Consider the following 21,069-nt stretch of genomic DNA (forward strand, 5'->3'; position numbering starts at 1 on the left):
TCTCCTATATATTATATTTTTTTTAATCACATACGTGAATTAAAACTTGTTTGATACCTAACTTGTAGGCATAGGCACTGTATCATTGGCTCACATTCAATCATTTATGCTTTGGCCAACTTATAACGCTCTATAGATTCTATTCTATGTTTGTTCTCATTGTTCACTTCTGTGTTGTTTCTATATGTCGGTACAATCTCTTGAATCATCTCTATAAGGGTCTCATTTTCCGGAGATTTAAGAATCACTAAAAGCTCGTTCAAAGCACTTTTTAGTTCATGATAGTTGATTTCAATAGGCCTTCCAATGTGAATCTTCTCATACTTGGTATTTCTTAGCCCTTCATCATCCATAAGAAGTTCTTCGTATAGCTTCTCCCCCGGTCTTAGACCGGTGATTTTGATCTTTATGTCTTCGTTCAACTTAAGACCGGAGAGTCTTATGAGGTCTACTGCCAGATCATAGATCTTCACCGGCTCACCCATATCAAGGACGAAGATCTCGCCGCCTTTTGCTATACCGCCGGACTGAATGACCAGTTGGGCGGCTTCGGAGATGGTCATGAAGTAGCGTATGATTTCTTTATGCGTGACGGTAATCGGCCCACCTGCTTCAATCTGTTTCTTAAAAAGTGGTATGACAGAGCCGTTGCTGCCAAGAACATTACCAAACCGTACGGCCGTGAATTTTGTTTCACTTTGTTTGGCAAGGCCTTGTATAATCATCTCACAGATTCGTTTGCTGGCACCCATGATATTGGTTGGGTTGACCGCTTTGTCTGTTGAGACCATAACAAACCGTTCTACGCCGAATTCATGGGCGGCTTCGGCTATATTTTTCGTACCAAAAACATTGTTCTTGATGGCTTCTTTGGGTGCCCGTTCCATAAGTGGCACATGTTTGTGAGCGGCTGCGTGGAAGATGACATCCGGTGCATGCTCTTCTACAATGGCGAAGATGTTATCTCGGTCTCTGACCGATGCAATGATAACATCTAGATCCAACCTATCTCCATAGGTTCTAAGTAATTCATTCTGAATGTCATAGGCATTGTTCTCATAGACATCTAGGATAATAAGCTTGGAGGGTAGGAATCTGGCGATCTGTCTGCATAGTTCTGAGCCTATGGAGCCACCACCGCCTGTAACCATGATGATTTTGTCTTCAATGTAATTGGCCACTTCTGTCACATTCAGATTGACGATATCACGTCCCAATAAGTCTTCAATCTCAACATCTCTAATCTTGCTAAGGGATAGTTGCCCATCAATAATTTCTCGAATACTTGGTATGATTCTAACCTTTGCTTCTGATCGACTACATTCTTCTAAGATCTGTTTCATAGCTACTGTGGTCGAAGATGGGAGGGCGATAATAATTTCATCAATATTAAAGCGATGGGCTACACTGTATATGTCGTGATAATTACCAAGAACCTTAATACCACCAATAGACTTATAGAGTTTATGCGCATCATCATCAATAAAGCCAATGACATGCCCGTAAGACACGGAATGATTTATTATCTCACTGGCAATCAGAGTACCTGCTGCATCACTGCCTACGATTAATATATTGTTTTTATGTGCTTGCTGCATAATCGGATACTTGTTTTTGATGCGTCTAAAAAACCGGTAACTGAACCTAATAAAGCCTACGATGGTAATCTCAAAGATAGCACCAATGATATAAATACCAAAATACAACTCAATGCCCATAGAGATCAGGTAGATGGCGCCAAGGACGTTGGCTGTAATACCAGCCATGACGACTTTTAATAGCTCTTCCACGGACGCATAAGACCACAGACTGTTATATAAACCAAAATACTTATATATTAGAATCTTTCCAATAGTAAGGATAACAACCGCTCCGACGTAGGATAGAATAGTCGCCTCCGGCACATTACCTTCCGTATGTAAAAATAAAGCTAATAAAAAAGATACATTGACTGCAATAATATCTGTGACAAGTAACAACATCTGTCTACTTACTTTTTTTAACATGTATTACCCTTCTTCCGCATTGATTCACTTATTGGATTTTCACACTCTGCATCCTACTTAATGCATACTTGATGGTCCACCAGCGCAAAAAAAAGCTCTGGTTGGATTGCCAAACAAAGCTAATACATGATTCTTGTATTTTCAGTATTTGGTAACCCGGCTACCTTGGTCACTACTACCTTAAGGCCCGTGGTTTTGCGTCCCCAATTTTCATTGGGTTTGCCTTTATCAGATAACTTGATATCTTGGTTGTTTGTTGTTTATAGTCCAGTATAATAGCACATAATAATTTTGTCAATAGGACCGTGGTGGTCGGTCGCGTTAATTTAGTGTCGGAAAAGTAAGGATAGAAAAATCCTGATGAGATATTTTGAGTTCTGTAAAAACCATCTTATCATAGTTTTATAATTCATTGTACCTTTTCCATTAATTTTGCATACTTAAAAAGCCAGTCCATTTAGGATTGTGGCTACTAGACTTTAGTATATCTAAATTCGTCGGCTAAAACCCTTCCATGACTACATTGCAAACGACCTTCGTTGATACGTCCATGTATCAAACGAAGGTGGAATACATCCTTGTATTCTGGCGTTTTGCAACATAGTCATTCCAGGAACTTTATCCTCTACACATCTGATTTCACTTTTTCTTATGTCTTTTTACTAAACGTAGATCAAATGATGCCCTTAGTTTCTTTGTAAGACAATACATACCATCTACTAGCCGGGTACTACCTGCGACTGTCTGATGGTTCCAAACGTCTGTATAGGTCTTTTGTTTCCTTTTTATCTCTTTATCTACTTCTATTTTTATCTCATCTTGAATCATGCGGTGCTGTTTTTCTTGCTTGTATTTAATCAAATCACATACTTTACCATCATTGGCTACATAAGCTCTAAGTCTTGCCATCTTAGTTACACCTTTCTTTGACCATCCTAGCGGACGGCTACTTAACCTTGAAGAGAGGAGGTGGCTCACTTGACCTTCTGCACTGCAACCCATCCTTGCATATTCATCATGATTAGGTCTTATTATGGCTTCCCAGTGATTGCTTATGTATACCCTGGTTCTTCTTATCTGTTCTTTTCTATTCTCGCTATCTGAGTACTCAAGGGCTATGTCAAAGACTGTATTGACTGCTTTTTTATCTTCAGATCTTATGCCGTCATAGATTGCCTTTCTTGCATCTGATACTGAATCACCAAGATGACCTATAGCTCTCATAATTGCTTGGTTTAAATGGAATTTATCAAGCACAAAATAACACTTTGCCCCGAGCACATCCATCCCTGATTTTATCCACGATGCGCCATCTCCCATGATGTAGATATGTTCCAAATAGTCTTCATCATAAACCGCATCTATGTACTCAAGCACTTCTTCCCATAAGTCTTCACTCTTTTTGTAAACGCCTGCAAAGTAATGTTTTCCTATTAGTCTATTTCTTTTACTTCCTTGGCTTTCTTTTTCAACATCCTCAAAAATACATGCTAGACGTGGCTCTATTGTGTTGCTTTTATAGCCATTTTCTCCGACGTTTAAATCTCCCTTTTTATTGTTGAATTGTAAGGATACATGGTCTTCATCAGCATTTATATATAGGACTTTGACCTGTCTCTTTTTCTTTACAAAGGGTATTAATGCAGGTATTTCTAAGCTATGAACCTCTTTCATGACCGCTTGTTTACTGATAATATCTTCTGTATGTGTTGCATGTTCACCACTGATTCTATAGCTAGTGTCAACAACATGCTTTATGGCTTCTATAACAACATCTTCACTTTTTCTCATGTTTTTTGTAATACCACATGCTTTATCTGCAAGAAATATGAATTCACCTGTTTCTTTCGACTTAAAATAAGTCCTTTTGTACTTGATCTCACCGCATGTGCTTGTAAATGAATTAGGGACCCTAGCACGTTCAACCACGTAGTGATTGATTCGATATGCTGATTTTCTATACACCTCATCAATGCCTTCTATTGTCTCTGCAATAATCTCTCGTTGCAGCTCCTGTAATGGTTTTCCTAACTCAAGAACAAACTCTCCAATATTCATTTGATCATCATTTATAAAACTTTCTACTACTTTTTCAATCTTTTTGATACCAATCTCCATAAATTGTTGTATACTAATATGCATAAGAAAAACACCTTTCGTTGTATATTTTGGTTTCTCGCAAAACTTATAATATCACAACTTGGTGTTTTTCTTTTATCTTTATTTATCCGACACTATCTTTACGCTAACGTGGTGGTCTCAAACACTAAATAGTGATTGATAAAATTTTAATAAATACATCCCTTACGTTTGACAGCTTAAATGCCTATGTTGTAGGTGACAAATGTGATATTTGTTTTTTACTATTAAATTTGAATGACATCTTCCTCCTCAACCTCTTTTGATTGATAATAATAATAGGTCTGGTATTGTTTGGCACTCTCTACCTTCAGCTTATTGATGACAACACCTAAGATGTTGGCACCGACCTTTGTCATGGACTGAACCGCCCGCTTGGTTAAATCAATGTCCACTGCGCCTGATGCTACCACTAAGATGACCCCGTCAATATACCCGGATAAGATGGTTGCATCTGTTACCGGTGTTACCGGGGGTGTATCTAAGAATATATAGTCATATTCTTCTTTTAAAACAGTAATCAGATTCTTCATGGCATTAGAGTGTAGCAGTTCTGAAGGGTTGGTCGGAATCTTACCTGCTGTTAGTACATCTAGGTTAAGGTCTTCTACCCGTTGGATGTAGTCTACGTAGTTGTGCTCTTTCCTTAGCATATCTGCTAGGCCTTTTTTATTGGAGATCCCAAAGAGTTTATGTACCCTTGGTTTTCTCATGTCACAGTCTATCACCAGTACCCGCTCACCGTTTTGTGTCATGGTTGCGGCGATGTTGGCCAGTGTGGTGGTTTTACCTTCTCCGGGCGTGGTGCTGGTGACCAATATGGTGCGTATGTTCTTGTCTATATTGGCAAATTCTATATTGGTTCTGATGGCTCTATAGGCCTCTGATATGGATGATTTTGGGTGATTATGAACGATTATATCTTTCATGATTTTACCTCATGCTTTGTTTCTAAGTTTTTGAAGTCAACAATGGTGCCAAGGACCGGTAAGCCTAAGTGCTTCTCTATATCCTCTGCTGTCTTAAGGGTACGGTCAAATAAGATGATCAAGAAGATAATTCCGACACCAACCATGCCACCTAAAATACCACCAATAGCAACATTCATAATGAGCTTGACGTTGATGGGTGTGTATATACCAATGGCCTTGTCAATAATCTCTACATTATCCGCTTTGATGATACGCATGACTTCTTTGATAAATACATCTGTTATTGTATTAGCAATTAGCGCCGCTTGTTCGGGGTCTTCATGCTTTACAGATACTTGAAGAATCTCTGTGTTTTTGACCGGTACGGAGGTGATGCGCTCTAGTAATTGACCATAGGTCAAATCCAGCTCCAAGCGGTTGATGACTTGTTCCAGAACAATACGTGACTGAACAATCTCACTGTAGGTTACAACCAACTTCTGGCTCATGTTAATGCTACCTAGATCAAAGCTAGAAGCGATGTCACTTAAGCCTGAGCTCTTAGATCCGTTAACCATAAGTGTGGTTTTGGATTCATACATAGGTGTGATGGCAAACCGTGTATAGGAAAAAGCCATGAGTGCTGCTAGAATGACGCAGGCAATGATGATCCATTTTCTTTTCCATAGGGTCTTGATTAATTCTAATAGGTCGATTTCTTCATATTCTTGCATGATTTTGTTCCTTTACTTATAATTTGCCTGGCAAACTTTTTGGTTGATTTCATATGTACCTCTTTTTTAAAAGATATGCAAAGCAGGCCATAAGCCCGCTTTGCATATATATTATATTACTTGACTAGTTAGCGCCAAATGTTGCTGTACGTACTGTGTCATCTGCAAGGGTTGTGGTTACTGTATAGCTTACATTGCTTGACATGGTCAAAGCTTCAAGTTCATTGAATAGATCTTCAATATAACCCGCTTTGTCGCCACCTTGTATGTAAGATGCTACTTCAGTAGCACCCTTGGTCACAACGACACTCTTGTATTGTTGACCGTCATATAAAATGGTTGTAAAGTCGACACGTTCTGCAATGGTTGTTAGATCTGCTTGAACTTTTGCTAAGTTATTATAGTTATTTTTGGTAATTTCCAGTGCTTCTCTTAAAGCTTCTTTCTTCTCAGCATCTGACCAAATACCATCGCCTGATAATGCCATACCTGCATAGTCGGTACCGGATAAATCTGCTTGATCTGCATATAAGAAGATGGCTAAGGAATCAAGTAGGAAAGCTCCTGAGCCGGCATCTACGTTAGCAATGTAAGCATCATAGGTTGTATCAAATTCATTATAAGATGCGTTTAGTACTTGACGTAATATTTCTGTATAATTTGCATTTGTTGCCGCTGATATGGTGACCACTTTATCTTGAGTACCAATCGACATCTCAAAAGTTAAGGTTGTTGTAGGTGTGGTTGATCCGCCACCGCCACCGCCGCCACCTGATGGAGGGGTTGTTGCTGTGTTGTCGTCTTCGGTCACTGTCTCACCGCCAACTTCTACTTCAACGTCTTTTGATACGGTTGTTTCTGTTGGTGTCATGGTCATGGTGCTACCATTTACATTAACGACTGCTTTGGTAATCGTTCCTGTTCCCGTTACTGTGGTTGAACCGGAAAGCACTAAGTTGCCGACATTACCGGTTGAGCTTATGTTTAGCTCTGAACCTTCAGCGTTTTTCATAATGGTTAAGGTACCTACTGAACCTTCACTTACGACTAGATTCTTTACTGGTGTATTCACGGTTAAGGCTTCAAAGTCACCTTCAAGTGTTAAAGTTTCCCCAGGTCTTACGGTATAGATCTCAACGTTACCAAATCCGTTACCGGTTAAGGATCCGTCTTCTTGAAGTTTACCACCGGAATGCATATCGACTTTGTCCACTTTCGTGTTGCCGATTGCTAATATACGGATTTTTCCGTTGTGTTTGATGACACGAAGTGTGCCTACTTCTGTATTGGTTAAGGTAATCGTGTTCTCACCACCACCAAATGCTACAAGTTCACCTTCTACAATAACATTATCAAGGTCTACTTCACCATCAGCTACACCTTGTGCGATGTATAGGTTGCCTTTGATGGTGGTGTCTTTTAAGATAACGCCAGTTGAGCTGACAACAAGGTTGCCCTCATAAGTCATACCGGTTACTTCTCCCGGTTCTGTGATGAGTTCACCTGCAATATTACTGAGTAAAGTAACGGCTTCTGCTCTTGTTAAGTTGCTCATAGGTGCGAGTTCATTGTTGCTTCTTCCTTGCATATAGCCTTTTTCTACTAGGACACTCATCTGTGTTGCTGCCCAAGTCGCTACATCTGATGCATCTGTGTAGGTGCTATAGGCTGCTGCTTCTGTACCAGTCAGTTGAAAAGCATTGGTAAGTACGATCGCTGCTTCTTGACGGGTGATACGGTCATCGGGTCTAAAACGGTTGTTATGTCCGCTTACAATGCCCGCTGTGGATGCTTTTAGTACAGCATCTTCAAACCAATCGGTTGTTTTAACATCTGAAAATGTAACGTCTGTCTTTTCCTCAAGCTGAAATATATTGTTAATTACGGTTACAAATTCAGCTCTGGTGATCGATGCTTCAGGCTTGAATGCACCACTTGGATAACCTTTGATGATGCCCAAGTCCATCCATTTTTCAATGTTAGCATTTGCCCAATGATTCTCATAATCGGAAGCAGCCGCTGTTACCATGGTCATTTGTGACAATACTAATGCTAGTGTTAGTAATACCGACATTCCTTTTTTCATTTTGTTTAACATATTTCTCTCCAATACTCTTTTTTTTTATTTTTTAATCACATATGACGAAAGTGTCTATATATGTGCATTAAAACTAGGTTTTTATGCTTTGGCCAACGCATAACGTTCTACTGATTCTTTTTTATGTTTATTTTCATTGTTCACTTCCATATTGTTCCTATATGTTGGTACGATCTCTTGGACCATCTCTATGAGGGTATCGTTTTCTGGTGACTTGAGAACGAATAGAAGTTCATTTAGAGCACTTTTCAACGCAGGATAATTAATAGCATTAGGCCTTCCGATATGAATCTTCTCATACTTGGTATTTCTTAGCCCTTCTTCATCCATAAGAAGTTCTTCGTAGAGTTTCTCCCCAGGTCTTAGACCTGTGATTTTGATCTTAATGTCTTCGCCTAGCTTAAGACCGGAGAGTCTTATGAGGTCTACGGCCAGATCATAGATCTTAACCGGCTCACCCATATCAAGGACGAAAATCTCACCACCACTTGCGATGGCTCCGGATTGAATGACCAGCTGAGCCGCTTCCGAAATGGTCATAAAATAGCGTATGATTTCTTTGTGCGTGACGGTAACAGGTCCACCTGCTTCAATCTGTTTCTTAAAAAGTGGTATGACAGAGCCGTTGCTTCCAAGTACATTGCCAAATCGTACTGCTGTGAACTTGGTCTTGCTTTGCTTGGCAAGGCCTTGTACAATCATCTCACAAATTCGCTTACTGGCGCCCATGATGTTGGTAGGGTTAACCGCTTTGTCTGTTGAGACCATAACAAACCGTTCTACGCCGAATTCATGAGCGGCTTCCGCCATATTTTTCGTACCAAAAACATTGTTCTTGATGGCTTCTTTTGGAGCCCGTTCCATAAGTGGCACATGTTTGTGAGCGGCTGCGTGGAAGATGACATCCGGTGCTTGTTCTTCCACAATGGCGAAGATGTTATCTCGGTCTCTGACCGATGCAATGATAACATCTAGGTTCAGGTTATCGCCATATTCTCTATGGAGTTCATTCTGAATGTCGTAGGCATTGTTCTCGTAGATATCTAGGATAATAAGCTTGGAAGGAAGGAATCTGGCAATCTGCCTGCATAGTTCTGAGCCGATGGAGCCACCACCACCTGTGACCATGATGACTTTGTCTTCAATATAATTGGCTACCTCTGTCACATTCAGATTGACAATGTCTCGTCCAAGTAAGTCTTCAATCTCTACATCTCTAATCTTGCTAAGGGATACTTGACCATCAATAATCTCGCGGATATCCGGCACAATCTTAACTCTGGCTTCTGTTCGGTTACATTCCGCAATGATTTGCTTCATGGTAGCTGTGGTTGTAGCCGGTAGGGCAATAATAATCTCATCAATCTTAAAGCGATGGGCTACGCTATAGATGTCATAATAATTCCCAAGCACTTTGACGCCACCTATTGTTTTATAGAGCTTGTGTTCTTCATCATCAATGAAGCCGATGACTTGACCATATGCTATTGAATGGTTCTTAATCTCACTGGCAATTAAGGATCCGGTTGCGCCACTTCCTATAATCAATATTTTCTTAATATACTCTTGCCTAGTAACCGGATACTTGTTCTTGATGCGTCTAAAATATCGATAACTGAAGCGTATAAAACCAACAATGGTGATTTCAAAGATCGCACCGATGAGGTAGACACCAAAATACAACTTGACCCCCATAGAAATAAGGTAGATGGTGCCAAGGGTATTTGCAGTAATGCCTGCCATGACGACTTTTAATAACTCCTCAACCGATGCATAGGCCCATAGACTGTTGTATAAACCAAAATATCTATAGATAAAAAGTTTTCCTGTGGTGAGGATAAGGGCCGCAGCTAAGTATGAGAGCATCGTTGTATTTGGTATGTTGCCTTCGGTATGTAAAAACAAAGCCAGTAAAAATGCCCCATTTACAGCTATGATGTCTGTTACTAATAAAAACATTTGTTTTTTAATCTTTGTTACCATGAATTACACCTTCCTCATTATCCTTTAAATAAACAAAATACAATACTGTGTGCTAATGTAATGCTACATTAATTCAATGAATTTTAGAGTTGCATTAACGCCTTTATTTAATAACGATATAGCAAAAAAACGTATACCTTTATACTTGGCTTAGTTTTCTATTTAATTTTAGGGTGTGGGTAAGGTTTTATGAAATACGTATAAATATGCTACGCTATACTCTCCCTATACCTAACCTTGAGTTGATTGTCACTCGTTGGTTGTCCCTCATGTTAATTAATCTATAAAAGTATAAATCACTAACATATTATTTTGCACTGTGGATGTCAGAAATGATATGTATCAGCATTCTACTGGTACATATGTACTACAAACGTTAAGGTTTAAATGGTAGTTATGCACTATTAAAAGTAATAGTGCATAGTCTTTCATAAGTATATATTTAATAGGCATGTATGTCAAGACAGTTCCGTTGATTTTATCTAACCTTTAGGACAGGTTATGGTTCATACTGTCCTCTTATGTAAAACACCTGGTTAATAATGCCAGTACGATTAAAGAAGCAATCCAAAACCACGATTTATGAATGGGTTTGGATGTATGGATGACTCTACTTGGTTGTTCTATGAGACCGTCTTTTAACATGGTATCCGGGTTCTCTATGAATAAGCGCCCTGCCTCTTCGGTACCATATTTCTTGGCTACATACGTATAGGCCTTGGCAAGGTCCGGTCTATTAGAACTTAGGTTATGTCCGTTACTGGCGACGATGTCCACTAAGCCATGTTTTAGCATCTCTACTGCTCTAAGCTTATCCGGTTTCTGATGGCGGCCTACAATATTGTCGGCACTACACTGAATCAAGATGCCTTGCTCACGGAGCTTCAACAGATCTTCCATATGGTTGGTGAAGCATTTATAGACTTCTGCATGGGCAAGTATCGGTCGATAGCCCAGGAGGATTAATTCATTTAAAGCCTGTTTCAATTCCAAGGAGGTAAAGTCTCTGGAAAACTCAACTAAGATATACCTCGTGTTGTTCATGGTTCTGATGTTGACTTGGTCCAGTTGATTCAGGTCTTGCTTGGACAAATAGATCTCAGCGCCCAGGTAGAGCTCCATTTCCGGATAGGCTTCTTGGATATGGGTACGCAAGGTCTCAAATTCTTTTTCTATGTCTCGCTCTAACTCAACATTGCCTCGAAACTCTGCCGGATGGTTCATGTGTGGGGTTGCAACGATGGTTCTTACCCCTTGGTCATAACTAATCTTCACCATCGCCTGAGCATATTCCAGGGTATCCGGTCCATCATCGATATTCGGGATGAGATGATAATGTATGTCAAACATTGTAATCCTCCTCGGCTAATGAATTATGTCGTACTTTTGTCTGTGGGTATATAGAACTATATATTGACATTTAATAGGGTATAATAACTATATTACCAATATTTTATAGTTCTTTATAATTATATAATTTCTAATTTTGCATGTCAATGCTATCCCTTTGTTTTCTCAAACCCTTTAGGACAAGATACTCGTCAAACACTACATGGCATAGGCTTTCCTAGAGAATATAAAAACACGCCCTTAAACTAAAGGGCGTGTTGGTTTTTAATTCATATGCATTTGTATTTATTTGTTTAGTTTTCTTATGACATCGTATTGCTCGTCATGACTCTCGATGAAACCTTGTACTTTGGTCTCGATACCTGCGTAGTTGTCAAATTCTACAAAAGCTTTTTTGAGCTTACTTATGACTTCCTCGGACATATCTCTTCTTGCTGCAAGAACGTCTTTTGGTATGTCATCCGTCTTAGATATGATGGTCAACTCATTGGTCTTAATACCATTGATGGTTGCTGCTTCAAAAGCTTCATTGAAGGTAGCACCTGCGTCGACTTCGCCTTGCATAACGGCGTTGATGACGTTATCATGGTTACCAAGAAATAGTACTTTACTAAATAGGGTATCCGGATTCATGTTGTTGCTCTTGATACTATCTCTAGCATACAGATAACCGGAAGCACTTTTCTCATCCACATAACCAAAGGCTTTGTTCTTAAGATCATTTAGATTCTTAACACTACCGTCCTTACGGGCGATGATGTAACCGTTGTAGGAGCTTTTGCCGCCTACTTTTGGTGTGACCACCGGCTTAACGCCGGCTACTTCTTTTGCGTTGACATAGGCAAATGGTGAGAACCAACCGATGTCGATGATACCGTTATTAATACTATCGCTTAGAGCGTCATAGTTCTTTACAATGATGGTTCTGGCCTTAAGGCCAACGCTGTTACATACGCGTTCAAGAATCGGTATGTACATCTTCTTGATGGCTTCCGGTGCAATGAAGGGATTAACACCAAATATAATCTCGTTGTCTTTCTTGAAATTAACCGCTTCTTTTTGCAGGTCTTCCGCCATCTCACTGATCTTGTTACAAAAGTCAAGGACTTCGCCGTTCTTCTTGTTCTGGGTCTCAACCATCTCTATGGACTTATAGGTGATGTTATGGGTCTCTTCAACCGCACTTGTTACATCCTCAATGGCTTTTTCAATCTCCATAGTGGTGTTCTTCTGAACAAGGGATACCTTGGTGAGTTCAGTGATGTTGGTTTTGACTTCGTTTAAGATGCCTTCAATCTCATTAATGACTTGTGACGATTCCTTGATGACATTGTCCACATCGTTCATACGATCGCCAATCTGACTCATGGCGTTGTTGGATGTGGTAATCTTAGCTAAGATACCTTTGACCACGCCTTCAATAACTGAGATGGCTTCATCGGTCTGTTCTGCCAGCTTACGAATCTCTGTGGCAACGACGGCAAAGCCTCGTCCGGCTTCACCGGCTCTTGCAGCTTCAATGGCAGCATTGAGTGCAAGTAGATTGGTTTGGCTAGAGATCTTACGAATATAATCCACGATCTCATAAATCTTATTGGAAGAGCTCTGTAGTTCTACATTGTTATCCGTAGCTACCGTGGTTACTTCATTCAAACTGAGCATGAAATCACCGATGCTCTGTATGGTCTTCTTATTCTTCTCAAGCATCTCGATTGAGGTCTGAGAATGTCTTTCAATCTCTAAGGCACTGGTGTTTAAGTTGGTCGATGTACCTACCAGTTCGTTAATACTTGCGTTGATTTCTTCTGAACTTGCCGCGTTTTGTTCACTAAACCCTTCAATCTCATAAGATATCTTGGCCAACTTGTTGAAGGTATTGATGTTGTCTTGAGACAACCACAAAAGTTGTTGTGAGTCAAAGCCTAAGCCTTCTGCAATGTTAAAGAGCTTCTCATCCAAACCTGCTTTTAGACCCTCAGATATCGATTTTGACGGATCACCTTTTTGTACTACGCTCGCTGCTTGTTGCGTTCGTGTCCCATTAAATATCCTATCCGTCCCCACAACTACAAGAATACTTAGTACAACTTTTAATGCTAAATCAATCCAAGTTCCCATGCTTAGAAAGAGTGTTATGCTTTGAACCGCTAGTAACCCAATTGCTGATACCAAATAAAACTTCATTTTCTGATTCATTATGTCACCATCCCATTTTATCATTTTCTTACTACAAGTTAAATTTTTACTTAGCGCGTTAATGCCTTGGTAGATTTTACTTATCTTCCTTTAGGCGCACCTGTACAATTGTATCATTCGTATGATAAAAAGTCTAGGATTACCTATGGTTGTAGCCCTTATGTAATTGGTTAATTAATGAGTTAAGCCCTTGGATGTGCTTTTATATAAACATCCCTTAATTTGAAATCATTCAACTTCGAATAGACCTGAGTCGTCGATATATTAGCATGGCCAAGCATCTCCTGAACGGATCTTAAATCTGCTCCGTTCTCAACTAAATGGCTTGCAAATGAATGTCTTAAAATATGAGGTGTTATTTTCTTTTTGATCCCGGCTTTTTTTGAATAAATCTTGACAATCTTCCAAAACCCTTGGCGGCTCATAGACTCACCAAGACAACTTACAAACAGTGTCTTTTCGTCGGTTTCTTTGATCATTTGGTTGCGTGGTCCGTTCATATACTTGAACAAAGCCAGTTGTGCGGCTTGCCCAATAGGTATAATACGTTCACCTTTAGAGGATGAGCACTTGATGTAGCCCATCGTAATGTTGATGTCGTCTTCACGAAGTCCGATTAGTTCAGTAACTCTAATCCCTGTTGCATAGAGCAATTCAAGCATGGCTTTGTCGCGAATGCCTTTGTCGTCGCTCTCATAAGGTTGGCCCAGCAGTAATTCAATCTCACCAAATGTCAAGACCTCCGGCGCTTTTTTCTCCACTTTTGGTGTAATTAACATCTCAGTGGGGTCTTTGCGGATGAGGTTTCGACGCATAAGGTACTGAAAAAAGGACCTAAGAGATGCCATATTTCTAGAGATGGTTGAGGATGCTCTTCCTCTATCTTCCATGTCTTTGATATAAGCATTCAGTTGGGTGCCTGTTATACCGCTTAACTCTTTGGTGTCGAAATGTCCTTGTACAAACGTAATAAAATGATTGACATCCCTATGGTAGGATTGAATTGTATTGTCCGATGCACCTTTTACTTGTTCCAGGTACTCGAGGAATTCCTTCACACTCAGATTCATGACTACGCCCTTCAAACTATAAGATGGTCTAATTATACCAAAGTCAGAGAAAAAAGTCGACTATTACCAAAATCTTTTTCATTTCACGTTTTATTTTGGTAAAAATCACAAAACTAAGTTTCACCTGACCATCTCTTTAATATAGATTACGTTGGTGCTTTCGTAACTATATTCTTAACATGGTCGTTCAACTATATAGTTTTGTTATTCAACAAGAAGAAGAAACCATAGGTCTCTTCTTCTTGGGCCGCCTCATTCTCATCTTCTCTAATAAGGCCCTTATGCTCTTTCCAAACTGACTTTGTAAGTCATTATGGCTGATATTGTTTTGTTGTCGGTCAAACGGCCATCAAGGACCATGTCGACCAGTTCATCTAATGTATAGCGTTCGATGGTGACGAATTCATCATCATCTAGGTTCTGTTTGCTTACGATCAGGTTCTTGGCCACAAAGATGTGGATGATCTCATCACAGATGCCGATGCTGGAGTAGAACTTGTACAAAAAGGTAACATCCTCTGAGGTGTAACCGATCTCTTCTTCCAGTTCTCTTTTGGCACATACCAGAGGATCTTCATCGGGTGCATCAAATACCCCGGCTGGAATCTCTAAGACATAGTCGTCACTGGCGTTTCTGTACTGCCTTACCATCACAATCTTGCCTTCATCATCGATGGGTATTACCGCTGAAGCACCGGGATGCATGATCAACTCCCACTCCACTTCCTTACCTGTAGGTGTTACCAGGCGGTCATGAAAAAGATGGACACGCTTACCCTTGTGAATCTCGGTACGCTTAATGCGTCTGAACTTGTTTTCCATAGGTCCTCCTTATTTGAAACTTTTGGTCTTGTCATAACAAGCCACCATGGCTTCTATGATGCTGCTCTTGAAGCCGTTTTTCTCAAGGACTCTCACCGCTTCAATGGTGGTGCCCCCCGGTGAACATACTGCGTCTTTGAGTGCGGCCGGATGGGTCTTGGTCTCAAGTACCATCTTAGCAGCTCCTAGCATAGATTGAGCGGCTAACTCATAACTGATCTGTCTTGGCAATCCGATGAGGACACCGGCATCTGCCATGGCTTCAATCATCATAAAACCGTAGGCCGGTGAACTACCCGATATGGGTACAACCATATCCAGTTGATGCTCCGTAAGCTCAATACCTCGGCCAAAAGAAGTGAAGAAATCCCGTATAAAATCCATTTCCTCTTGTGTATAAGCATCATGGGAAAAACAATACCCACTCATGCCTTCCAGAACAAGGGCCGGTGTGTTTGGCATACAGCGTACCACTCTGGTTTTTTCGCCTAGGGCGTGTTTGATATGTTCAATGGTGATGCCCGGTGCGATGGATAAGATGATCTGACTTGGCTTGACATGACTGCGTATGTCTTCCATGACATCTTTTAAGTACTGAGGCTTAACCGCCAGTACAATAATATCAACAGACTTCGTCAGGCTAATATTAGTTGCTTCGTAGGTTATGCCTGTTTCTTCTTTGATCTGTTCCATCATGGCCTTGTTGATGTCTGTATAGGTCAGGTTGGTCTTGTCCAGTTTGGTGGATGCGCCTTTTAACATGGCCGATCCCATATTTCCAATGCCGATGAATCCAATCTTCATAGTACCTGCCTCCTTGTTCTATGGGCTTAAACGGAGAGTTCCGCTTTTTTTCCTAATATGGCTTTGTTCGCTTCAAGTATAGGCTCTACATAGCCGGTTATGAAGTCAACCACTTGCTCAGGTGCGCGACCGACAAAGTTCTCCGGTTCTAAGATGGCGTAGATCTCTTCTTCTGTCATCTTGAACTGAGAATCTGCCAATATCCGTTCTATGAGATCATTGGGCTTACCTTCCATCTTCACTTGCTTACCGGCTTCCATAGAATGGGTCCGAATGAGCTCATGGAGTTCTTGCCTGTCGCCCCCTCTTTTGACCCCTTCCATCATGATGATCTCTGTGGCCATAAAAGGCAGTTCGCTCATGACACGGTTACGTATAACCTTAGGATATACCACAAGGCCGTCAACCACGTTCATGAAGATCTCAAGTATAGCGTCAACGGCAAGAAAGGCTTCCGGTATGGCCAAACGCTTGTTGGCACTGTCATCTAAAGTACGCTCAAACCACTGGGTTGAAGCGGTGATGGCCGGATTAAGGGCGTTACATATTACATGTCTTGCTAAAGAAGAGATGCGCTCTGTACGCATAGGGTTACGCTTATAGGCCATAGCGGAAGATCCAATCTGACTTTTCTCAAAAGGCTCTTCCATTTCTTTTAGATTCTGCAACAGGCGCATGTCGTTGCTGAACTTATAGGCGGACTGTGCGATTCCGCTTAAGACATTCAGGAACTGCGAATCTAACTTCCTAGGGTATGTCTGTCCTGTAACCGGATAGGAGGAAGTGTAACCTACTTTCTTAGCGATGATTTCATCTAATTTTTTGACTTTCTCATGATCGTTCTCAAAAAGACTGAGGTAAGTTGCTTGGGTGCCTGTGGTGCCTTTAGCGCCTCTTAGGAGTCTTTTGGAGAGCTGATGGTTCATATCTTCAAGGTCAAGCAAAAGGTCTTCTAACCATAGACAGGCGCGCTTACCAACGGTGGTGAGTTGAGCCGGTTGAAAATGGGTAAAACCCAAAGTCGGCATATCTTTGTAAGTCATGGCAAAGGTCCCTAATTTGTCAATGACATTAATCAGCTTGTCTCTTAGTAAGGAGAGGGCTTCATTCATGATGATGATGTCTGTGTTATCACCAACATAACAGCTGGTAGCACCCAAGTGAATGATTGGCTTGGCTTTTTTGGCTTGTTCACCGTAAGCATATACATGGGCCATGACATCATGACGGACTTCTTTTTCCCTCGCTATAGCAACATCATAATTAATATCCTCTGCAAAAGCCTTGAGTTCTTCTATCTGTTCATCGGTTATGTCCAGTCCCAGTTCCTTCTCAGCTTCTGCCAAAGCAATCCATAGCTTACGCCAGGTCTTGAACTTCTTGTCCGGCGAGAAAAGGTAGAGCATCTCCGGGCTGGCGTATCTAGATCCTAGTGGGGTTTCATATGTAGTGTTCATATTGGTATCCTTTCAGCTTGATGATGGGTTAAGGTCTTACTTATTCTTAATGATTATCTTAGAATAGTATAGCACATAATCGGGTTTTTGTGGTTAAGGTAATGTGGAAATAGACTAAGAAAAATCCTTCTTAGTCTATCCTTCTTAGTCTATCACGCCTATATCGCTTAAATATTATTGAGCCATTTCTTCTTGGTGATCAAGTCGCTCGATGTATTTATGAATGGATACCAACTCGATGCAAACACATAAGATCTCAATGGCTTTTTCAAGTTCATCCATAGGCGGAAAAGTAGGTGCAATACGAATGTTACGGTCAAACGGATCCTTACCATAAGGATAGGTCGCTCCGGCCGGTGTCAGCTTGAGGCCAACGGATTCTGCCATCTCTACCACTTCCTTGGCGCATCCGTCCATTACGTCTAGATTGATGAAATAACCACCTCTTGGTACACTCCAGGTTGCAATCTGACGGTCTGTTAGCTTCTCATCTAGAATCTTAAGGACCAGATCAAACTTAGGCTTAATAATCTGAGCGTGTTTTTTCATATGGTTCTTGACGCCTTGAAGGTCTTTTAAAAAAGCTGAATGCCTGTATTGGTTAATCTTATCGGATCCTATGGTCTGAACACCCATGATGCCCAGTATAAAGTCGATGTTGTTCTTACTGGCTGCCATGGCTGCAACAGAGGCACCGGCAAAGGTCACTTTGGACATGGAGGTGAAAAGATAAGGACGGTCCTGTGTACCTGCTGCTTTACAAGCTTCCATGATATTCATAAGGGGCTCTGTATCGTTATATAGTTCATGAACCACATAAGCGTTGTCCCAGATGATTCTAAAATCCGTCGCAGCTGTCTTCATCTTCGCCAAACGCTCCACAACACGGTCCGAATAGGTAATGCCTGTTGGATTAGAGAACTTAGGTACACACCAGATGCCTTTGATGGTAGGGTCGTTTGCTACTAGGGCTTCTACCTGATCCATATCCGGTCCTTCGTCTGTCATATCTATGTTGATCATCTCCATACCGAATTTTTGGCATATGGCAAAATGTCTGTCATAGCCCGGTACAGGGCATAGGAATTTGAGGTCTTTTATGTGACACCATGGTGTTTCTTCTTCGGATGTACCAAAGAGCATGACTTTTGCCAGGGTGCTGTACATCATATTCAAGCTAGAATTGCCACCAATGATGATCTCTGAGGGATCTACTTCCAATAATTCTGCAAAAAGTTGCTTTGTCTGTGGTATACCGTCTAAGGTACCATAGTTTCTGAAATCGTCGTTCGGGTTCTTTTCAAGGGGTATCTTAATATCTAACAAGGCGTTAGAGAGATCCAACTGATCGGAACAAGGTTTGCCACGGGCCATATTCAGATCGTGGTTTTCGCTCTCGTATCTTTTCAACTGCTGTTCCAGCTCAAGACGTAGCGCATCTAAGGATTCTTTTGAAAATTGAGAGTAGTATGCCATAAGCCCTCCTAAAAATTACATAGGTATAAGGTTAAAGCGTCAAAACATTGTTAAGACCATTTAACCTTAAAGCCGTTTGTTAGAAACAGCTTATATATAGAATAGCATGTTTTGCAGGATTTGAAAAGTGTTTTTTCATTTATCAGGCTATTATTCCTATATATCTGGTTTATTTTTTGGTTTATTGCAGGAAAGTCTTTTTATAGATTCAAATGTCTTGTTTGTTTATGCGTATAATTGGTATTTAAAAAGGCGTTATCTATAATAGATAACGCCTTAACATTATTTAGCGTATTCAATGGATCTGGTTTCCCTGATTACGTTGACCTTAATCTGGCCTGGGTATTCAAGTTCTTCCTCGATCTTTTTAGCAACTTCCCTAGCGAGTAACACCGTTTCTAAATCTGTTGTTTGGTCCGGTATTACCATTATTCGAATCTCTCTACCTGCCTGTATAGCAAACGATTTTTCTACACCTTTAAATTCATCAGCAATTTCTTCTAGTTTTTGTAGTCTTTGGATGTATGTATGTAATGTCTCTCTCCTAGCTCCCGGTCTTGCAGCGGATATTGTGTCTGCCGCTTGTACGAGAACAGATATGAGGTTCGTTGGTTCTACATCACCGTGATGTGATTCCACAGCATTGATGACAACTTCCGATTCCTTGTATTTTCTACACAAATCTGCTCCGATGGATATATGAGAGCCTTCCATTTCATGATCCACAGCTTTACCGATGTCGTGCAATAAACCTGCACGTTTTGCGAGACGGATATCAAGTCCAATCTCACCGGCTAGTAAACCACATAAGTGGGATACTTCTATAGCATGCTTCAATACATTTTGTCCATAACTTGTACGGAATTTCATTTTACCAAGAAGTCTAACAAGTTCCGGATGAACTCCGTGAACCCCTGTCTCAAATGTAGCGTTTTCGCCTTCTTCAAGTATGATTTGTTCCACTTCACGTTTCGCTTTCTCTACCATTTCCTCAATTCTTGCAGGATGGATACGTCCATCCACTATGAGTTTTTCAAGGGCTATACGTGCAATTTCTCTTCTGATTGGATCAAAGCCTGACAATATGACAGCCTCTGGTGTATCATCAATGATTAAGTCGATACCCGTAAGTGTTTCTAGTGTACGGATGTTACGTCCTTCACGACCAATAATACGTCCTTTCATCTCATCATTAGGAAGATGAACTACTGATACAGTCGTTTCTGCAACATGGTCAGCTGCACATTTTTGTACCGCTGTTGCAAGAATCTTTCTTGCGTTCTTTGTTGCGTCTTCTTTTGCTTTTGCTTCTAATTCCTTAACAATAATTGCTGTTTCATGTTGTACTTCTTCTTTAACTGATTTTAAAAGGTATTCTTTTGCTTGTTCGGTAGTTAATCCAGAGATTTTCTCTAATTCTGATAGGTGTTGCTGTTTTAGTTGTTCTACTTCATCTCTTAGTATGTTGAGGTTTTCGTCTTTTGCGGCTAATTGAGCTTCTTTTTTCTCGAATGACTCTGCCTTTTTGTCGATCGCTTCTTCTTTTTGCTGAATGCGACGTTCCAATCGGGTTAACTCATTGCGGCGCTCCTTAACTTCTTTATCAAGATCATTCTTAATCTTAAACACTTCATCTTTAAGATCTAAACGTGCTTCTCTTTTGATTGCTTCGCCTTCCTTAATCGCATCATCTACGATTTTTCGGGCTTTTTGTTCAGCAGAACCAAATTGAGCTTCGGCAACGTTCTTTCTATACATGACACCAAGATAAAAAGCAAGTGTACCTACGACTACGGCCACTCCAACAGGTATGAGTATGTTTAGTAATTCCAACTATAACACCTCCTCTGTATTCACTTTTCATTGTACGAAATTGTAAGCTTACAATATTTACAATTGTAAAAAATTACAACAAGTAAATTCTATACTTTTTTAAGCATTATGTCAAGTTATATGATAGCTTTTCAAAAGAAAACAATTATAGTTATAGGGTCAAAACTAAGTTTTGATACCTTAACCCACT

At 40.5% G+C, this 21,069-nt stretch carries 14 protein-coding genes and 1 riboswitch; all 14 genes read right to left on the reverse strand.

Annotated elements, in window-relative coordinates:
• Window positions 1-104 precede the first annotated feature (104 nt).
• The 14 genes from PATL70BA_RS01890 to rny all read right to left on the reverse strand — a co-directional run bounded on the left by PATL70BA_RS01890 (window position 105) and on the right by rny (window position 20,879).
• Window positions 105-2,006, reverse strand: coding sequence for a polysaccharide biosynthesis protein (locus tag PATL70BA_RS01890; RefSeq protein ID WP_125135784.1), 1,902 nt, complete (start codon window positions 2,004-2,006; stop codon window positions 105-107).
• A 147-nt stretch (window positions 2,007-2,153) separates the two neighbouring features.
• Window positions 2,154-2,240, reverse strand: a riboswitch (cyclic di-GMP riboswitch).
• A 405-nt stretch (window positions 2,241-2,645) separates the two neighbouring features.
• On the reverse strand, window positions 2,646-4,148 hold the full coding sequence (locus PATL70BA_RS01895; RefSeq protein WP_125135785.1) for an ISLre2 family transposase: 1,503 nt from the start codon (window positions 4,146-4,148) through the stop codon (window positions 2,646-2,648).
• Window positions 4,149-4,372: 224 nt separating this feature from the next.
• Entirely contained in the window at window positions 4,373-5,074 is a 702-nt protein-coding gene (locus tag PATL70BA_RS01900; protein ID WP_125135786.1) for a CpsD/CapB family tyrosine-protein kinase, read from the reverse strand.
• Complete coding sequence (locus PATL70BA_RS01905) at window positions 5,071-5,790, reverse strand: YveK family protein (protein ID WP_125135787.1); 720 nt, start codon at window positions 5,788-5,790, stop codon at window positions 5,071-5,073. Before PATL70BA_RS01905 ends, PATL70BA_RS01900 begins: the two co-directional genes overlap by 4 nt.
• A 124-nt stretch (window positions 5,791-5,914) precedes the next feature.
• Window positions 5,915-7,888 (reverse strand): S-layer homology domain-containing protein, encoded by a 1,974-nt coding sequence (locus tag PATL70BA_RS01910; RefSeq protein WP_125135788.1) that lies wholly within the window; start codon window positions 7,886-7,888, stop codon window positions 5,915-5,917.
• An 81-nt stretch (window positions 7,889-7,969) separates the two neighbouring features.
• A complete protein-coding gene (locus PATL70BA_RS01915) occupies window positions 7,970-9,871 on the reverse strand; it encodes a polysaccharide biosynthesis protein (protein WP_125135789.1) in 1,902 nt (633 codons plus the stop codon).
• Between the two features lie 519 nt (window positions 9,872-10,390).
• On the reverse strand, window positions 10,391-11,221 hold the full coding sequence (locus PATL70BA_RS01920) for a CpsB/CapC family capsule biosynthesis tyrosine phosphatase (RefSeq protein WP_125135790.1): 831 nt from the start codon (window positions 11,219-11,221) through the stop codon (window positions 10,391-10,393).
• Between the two features lie 285 nt (window positions 11,222-11,506).
• Entirely contained in the window at window positions 11,507-13,405 is a 1,899-nt protein-coding gene (phnD, locus tag PATL70BA_RS01925; protein ID WP_172596059.1) for a phosphate/phosphite/phosphonate ABC transporter substrate-binding protein, read from the reverse strand.
• Between the two features lie 194 nt (window positions 13,406-13,599).
• A complete protein-coding gene (gene xerD / locus PATL70BA_RS01930; protein ID WP_125135792.1) occupies window positions 13,600-14,487 on the reverse strand; it encodes a site-specific tyrosine recombinase XerD in 888 nt (295 codons plus the stop codon).
• Window positions 14,488-14,766: 279 nt separating this feature from the next.
• Window positions 14,767-15,309, reverse strand: a complete 543-nt coding sequence (locus tag PATL70BA_RS01935; RefSeq protein WP_125135793.1) for an NUDIX hydrolase — start codon at window positions 15,307-15,309, stop codon at window positions 14,767-14,769.
• Window positions 15,310-15,318: 9 nt separating this feature from the next.
• Entirely contained in the window at window positions 15,319-16,113 is a 795-nt protein-coding gene (proC, locus tag PATL70BA_RS01940) for a pyrroline-5-carboxylate reductase (protein ID WP_125135794.1), read from the reverse strand.
• A gap of 26 nt (window positions 16,114-16,139) precedes the next feature.
• A complete protein-coding gene (purB, locus tag PATL70BA_RS01945) occupies window positions 16,140-17,570 on the reverse strand; it encodes an adenylosuccinate lyase (RefSeq protein WP_125135795.1) in 1,431 nt (476 codons plus the stop codon).
• A gap of 174 nt (window positions 17,571-17,744) precedes the next feature.
• The gene (locus PATL70BA_RS01950; protein ID WP_125135796.1) at window positions 17,745-19,046 is read right to left on the reverse strand and encodes an aminotransferase class I/II-fold pyridoxal phosphate-dependent enzyme; all 1,302 of its coding nucleotides are present in this window, start codon (window positions 19,044-19,046) and stop codon (window positions 17,745-17,747) included.
• A 282-nt stretch (window positions 19,047-19,328) separates the two neighbouring features.
• Entirely contained in the window at window positions 19,329-20,879 is a 1,551-nt protein-coding gene (gene rny / locus PATL70BA_RS01955; protein WP_125135797.1) for a ribonuclease Y, read from the reverse strand.
• Between the last annotated feature and the right edge of the window lie 190 nt (window positions 20,880-21,069).

This window comes from Petrocella atlantisensis (assembly GCF_900538275.1).
GTDB lineage: Bacteria > Bacillota > Clostridia > Lachnospirales > Vallitaleaceae > Petrocella > Petrocella atlantisensis.

Bases quoted from the DNA above. Each gene is read 5' to 3' on its own strand.
- PATL70BA_RS01910 (WP_125135788.1), bottom strand. From the start codon at position 7,888: ATGTTAAACAAAATGAAAAAAGGAATGTCGGTATTACTAACACTAGCA.
- PATL70BA_RS01895 (WP_125135785.1), bottom strand. From the start codon at position 4,148: ATGCATATTAGTATACAACAATTTATGGAGATTGGTATCAAAAAGATT.
- purB (WP_125135795.1), bottom strand. From the start codon at position 17,570: ATGAACACTACATATGAAACCCCACTAGGATCTAGATACGCCAGCCCG.
- PATL70BA_RS01915 (WP_125135789.1), bottom strand. From the start codon at position 9,871: ATGGTAACAAAGATTAAAAAACAAATGTTTTTATTAGTAACAGACATC.
- PATL70BA_RS01900 (WP_125135786.1), bottom strand. From the start codon at position 5,074: ATGAAAGATATAATCGTTCATAATCACCCAAAATCATCCATATCAGAG.
- PATL70BA_RS01905 (WP_125135787.1), bottom strand. From the start codon at position 5,790: ATGCAAGAATATGAAGAAATCGACCTATTAGAATTAATCAAGACCCTA.
- xerD (WP_125135792.1), bottom strand. From the start codon at position 14,487: ATGAATCTGAGTGTGAAGGAATTCCTCGAGTACCTGGAACAAGTAAAA.
- PATL70BA_RS01935 (WP_125135793.1), bottom strand. From the start codon at position 15,309: ATGGAAAACAAGTTCAGACGCATTAAGCGTACCGAGATTCACAAGGGT.
- PATL70BA_RS01920 (WP_125135790.1), bottom strand. From the start codon at position 11,221: ATGTTTGACATACATTATCATCTCATCCCGAATATCGATGATGGACCG.
- proC (WP_125135794.1), bottom strand. From the start codon at position 16,113: ATGAAGATTGGATTCATCGGCATTGGAAATATGGGATCGGCCATGTTA.
- PATL70BA_RS01890 (WP_125135784.1), bottom strand. From the start codon at position 2,006: ATGTTAAAAAAAGTAAGTAGACAGATGTTGTTACTTGTCACAGATATT.
- phnD (WP_172596059.1), bottom strand. From the start codon at position 13,405: ATGAAGTTTTATTTGGTATCAGCAATTGGGTTACTAGCGGTTCAAAGC.
- PATL70BA_RS01950 (WP_125135796.1), bottom strand. From the start codon at position 19,046: ATGGCATACTACTCTCAATTTTCAAAAGAATCCTTAGATGCGCTACGT.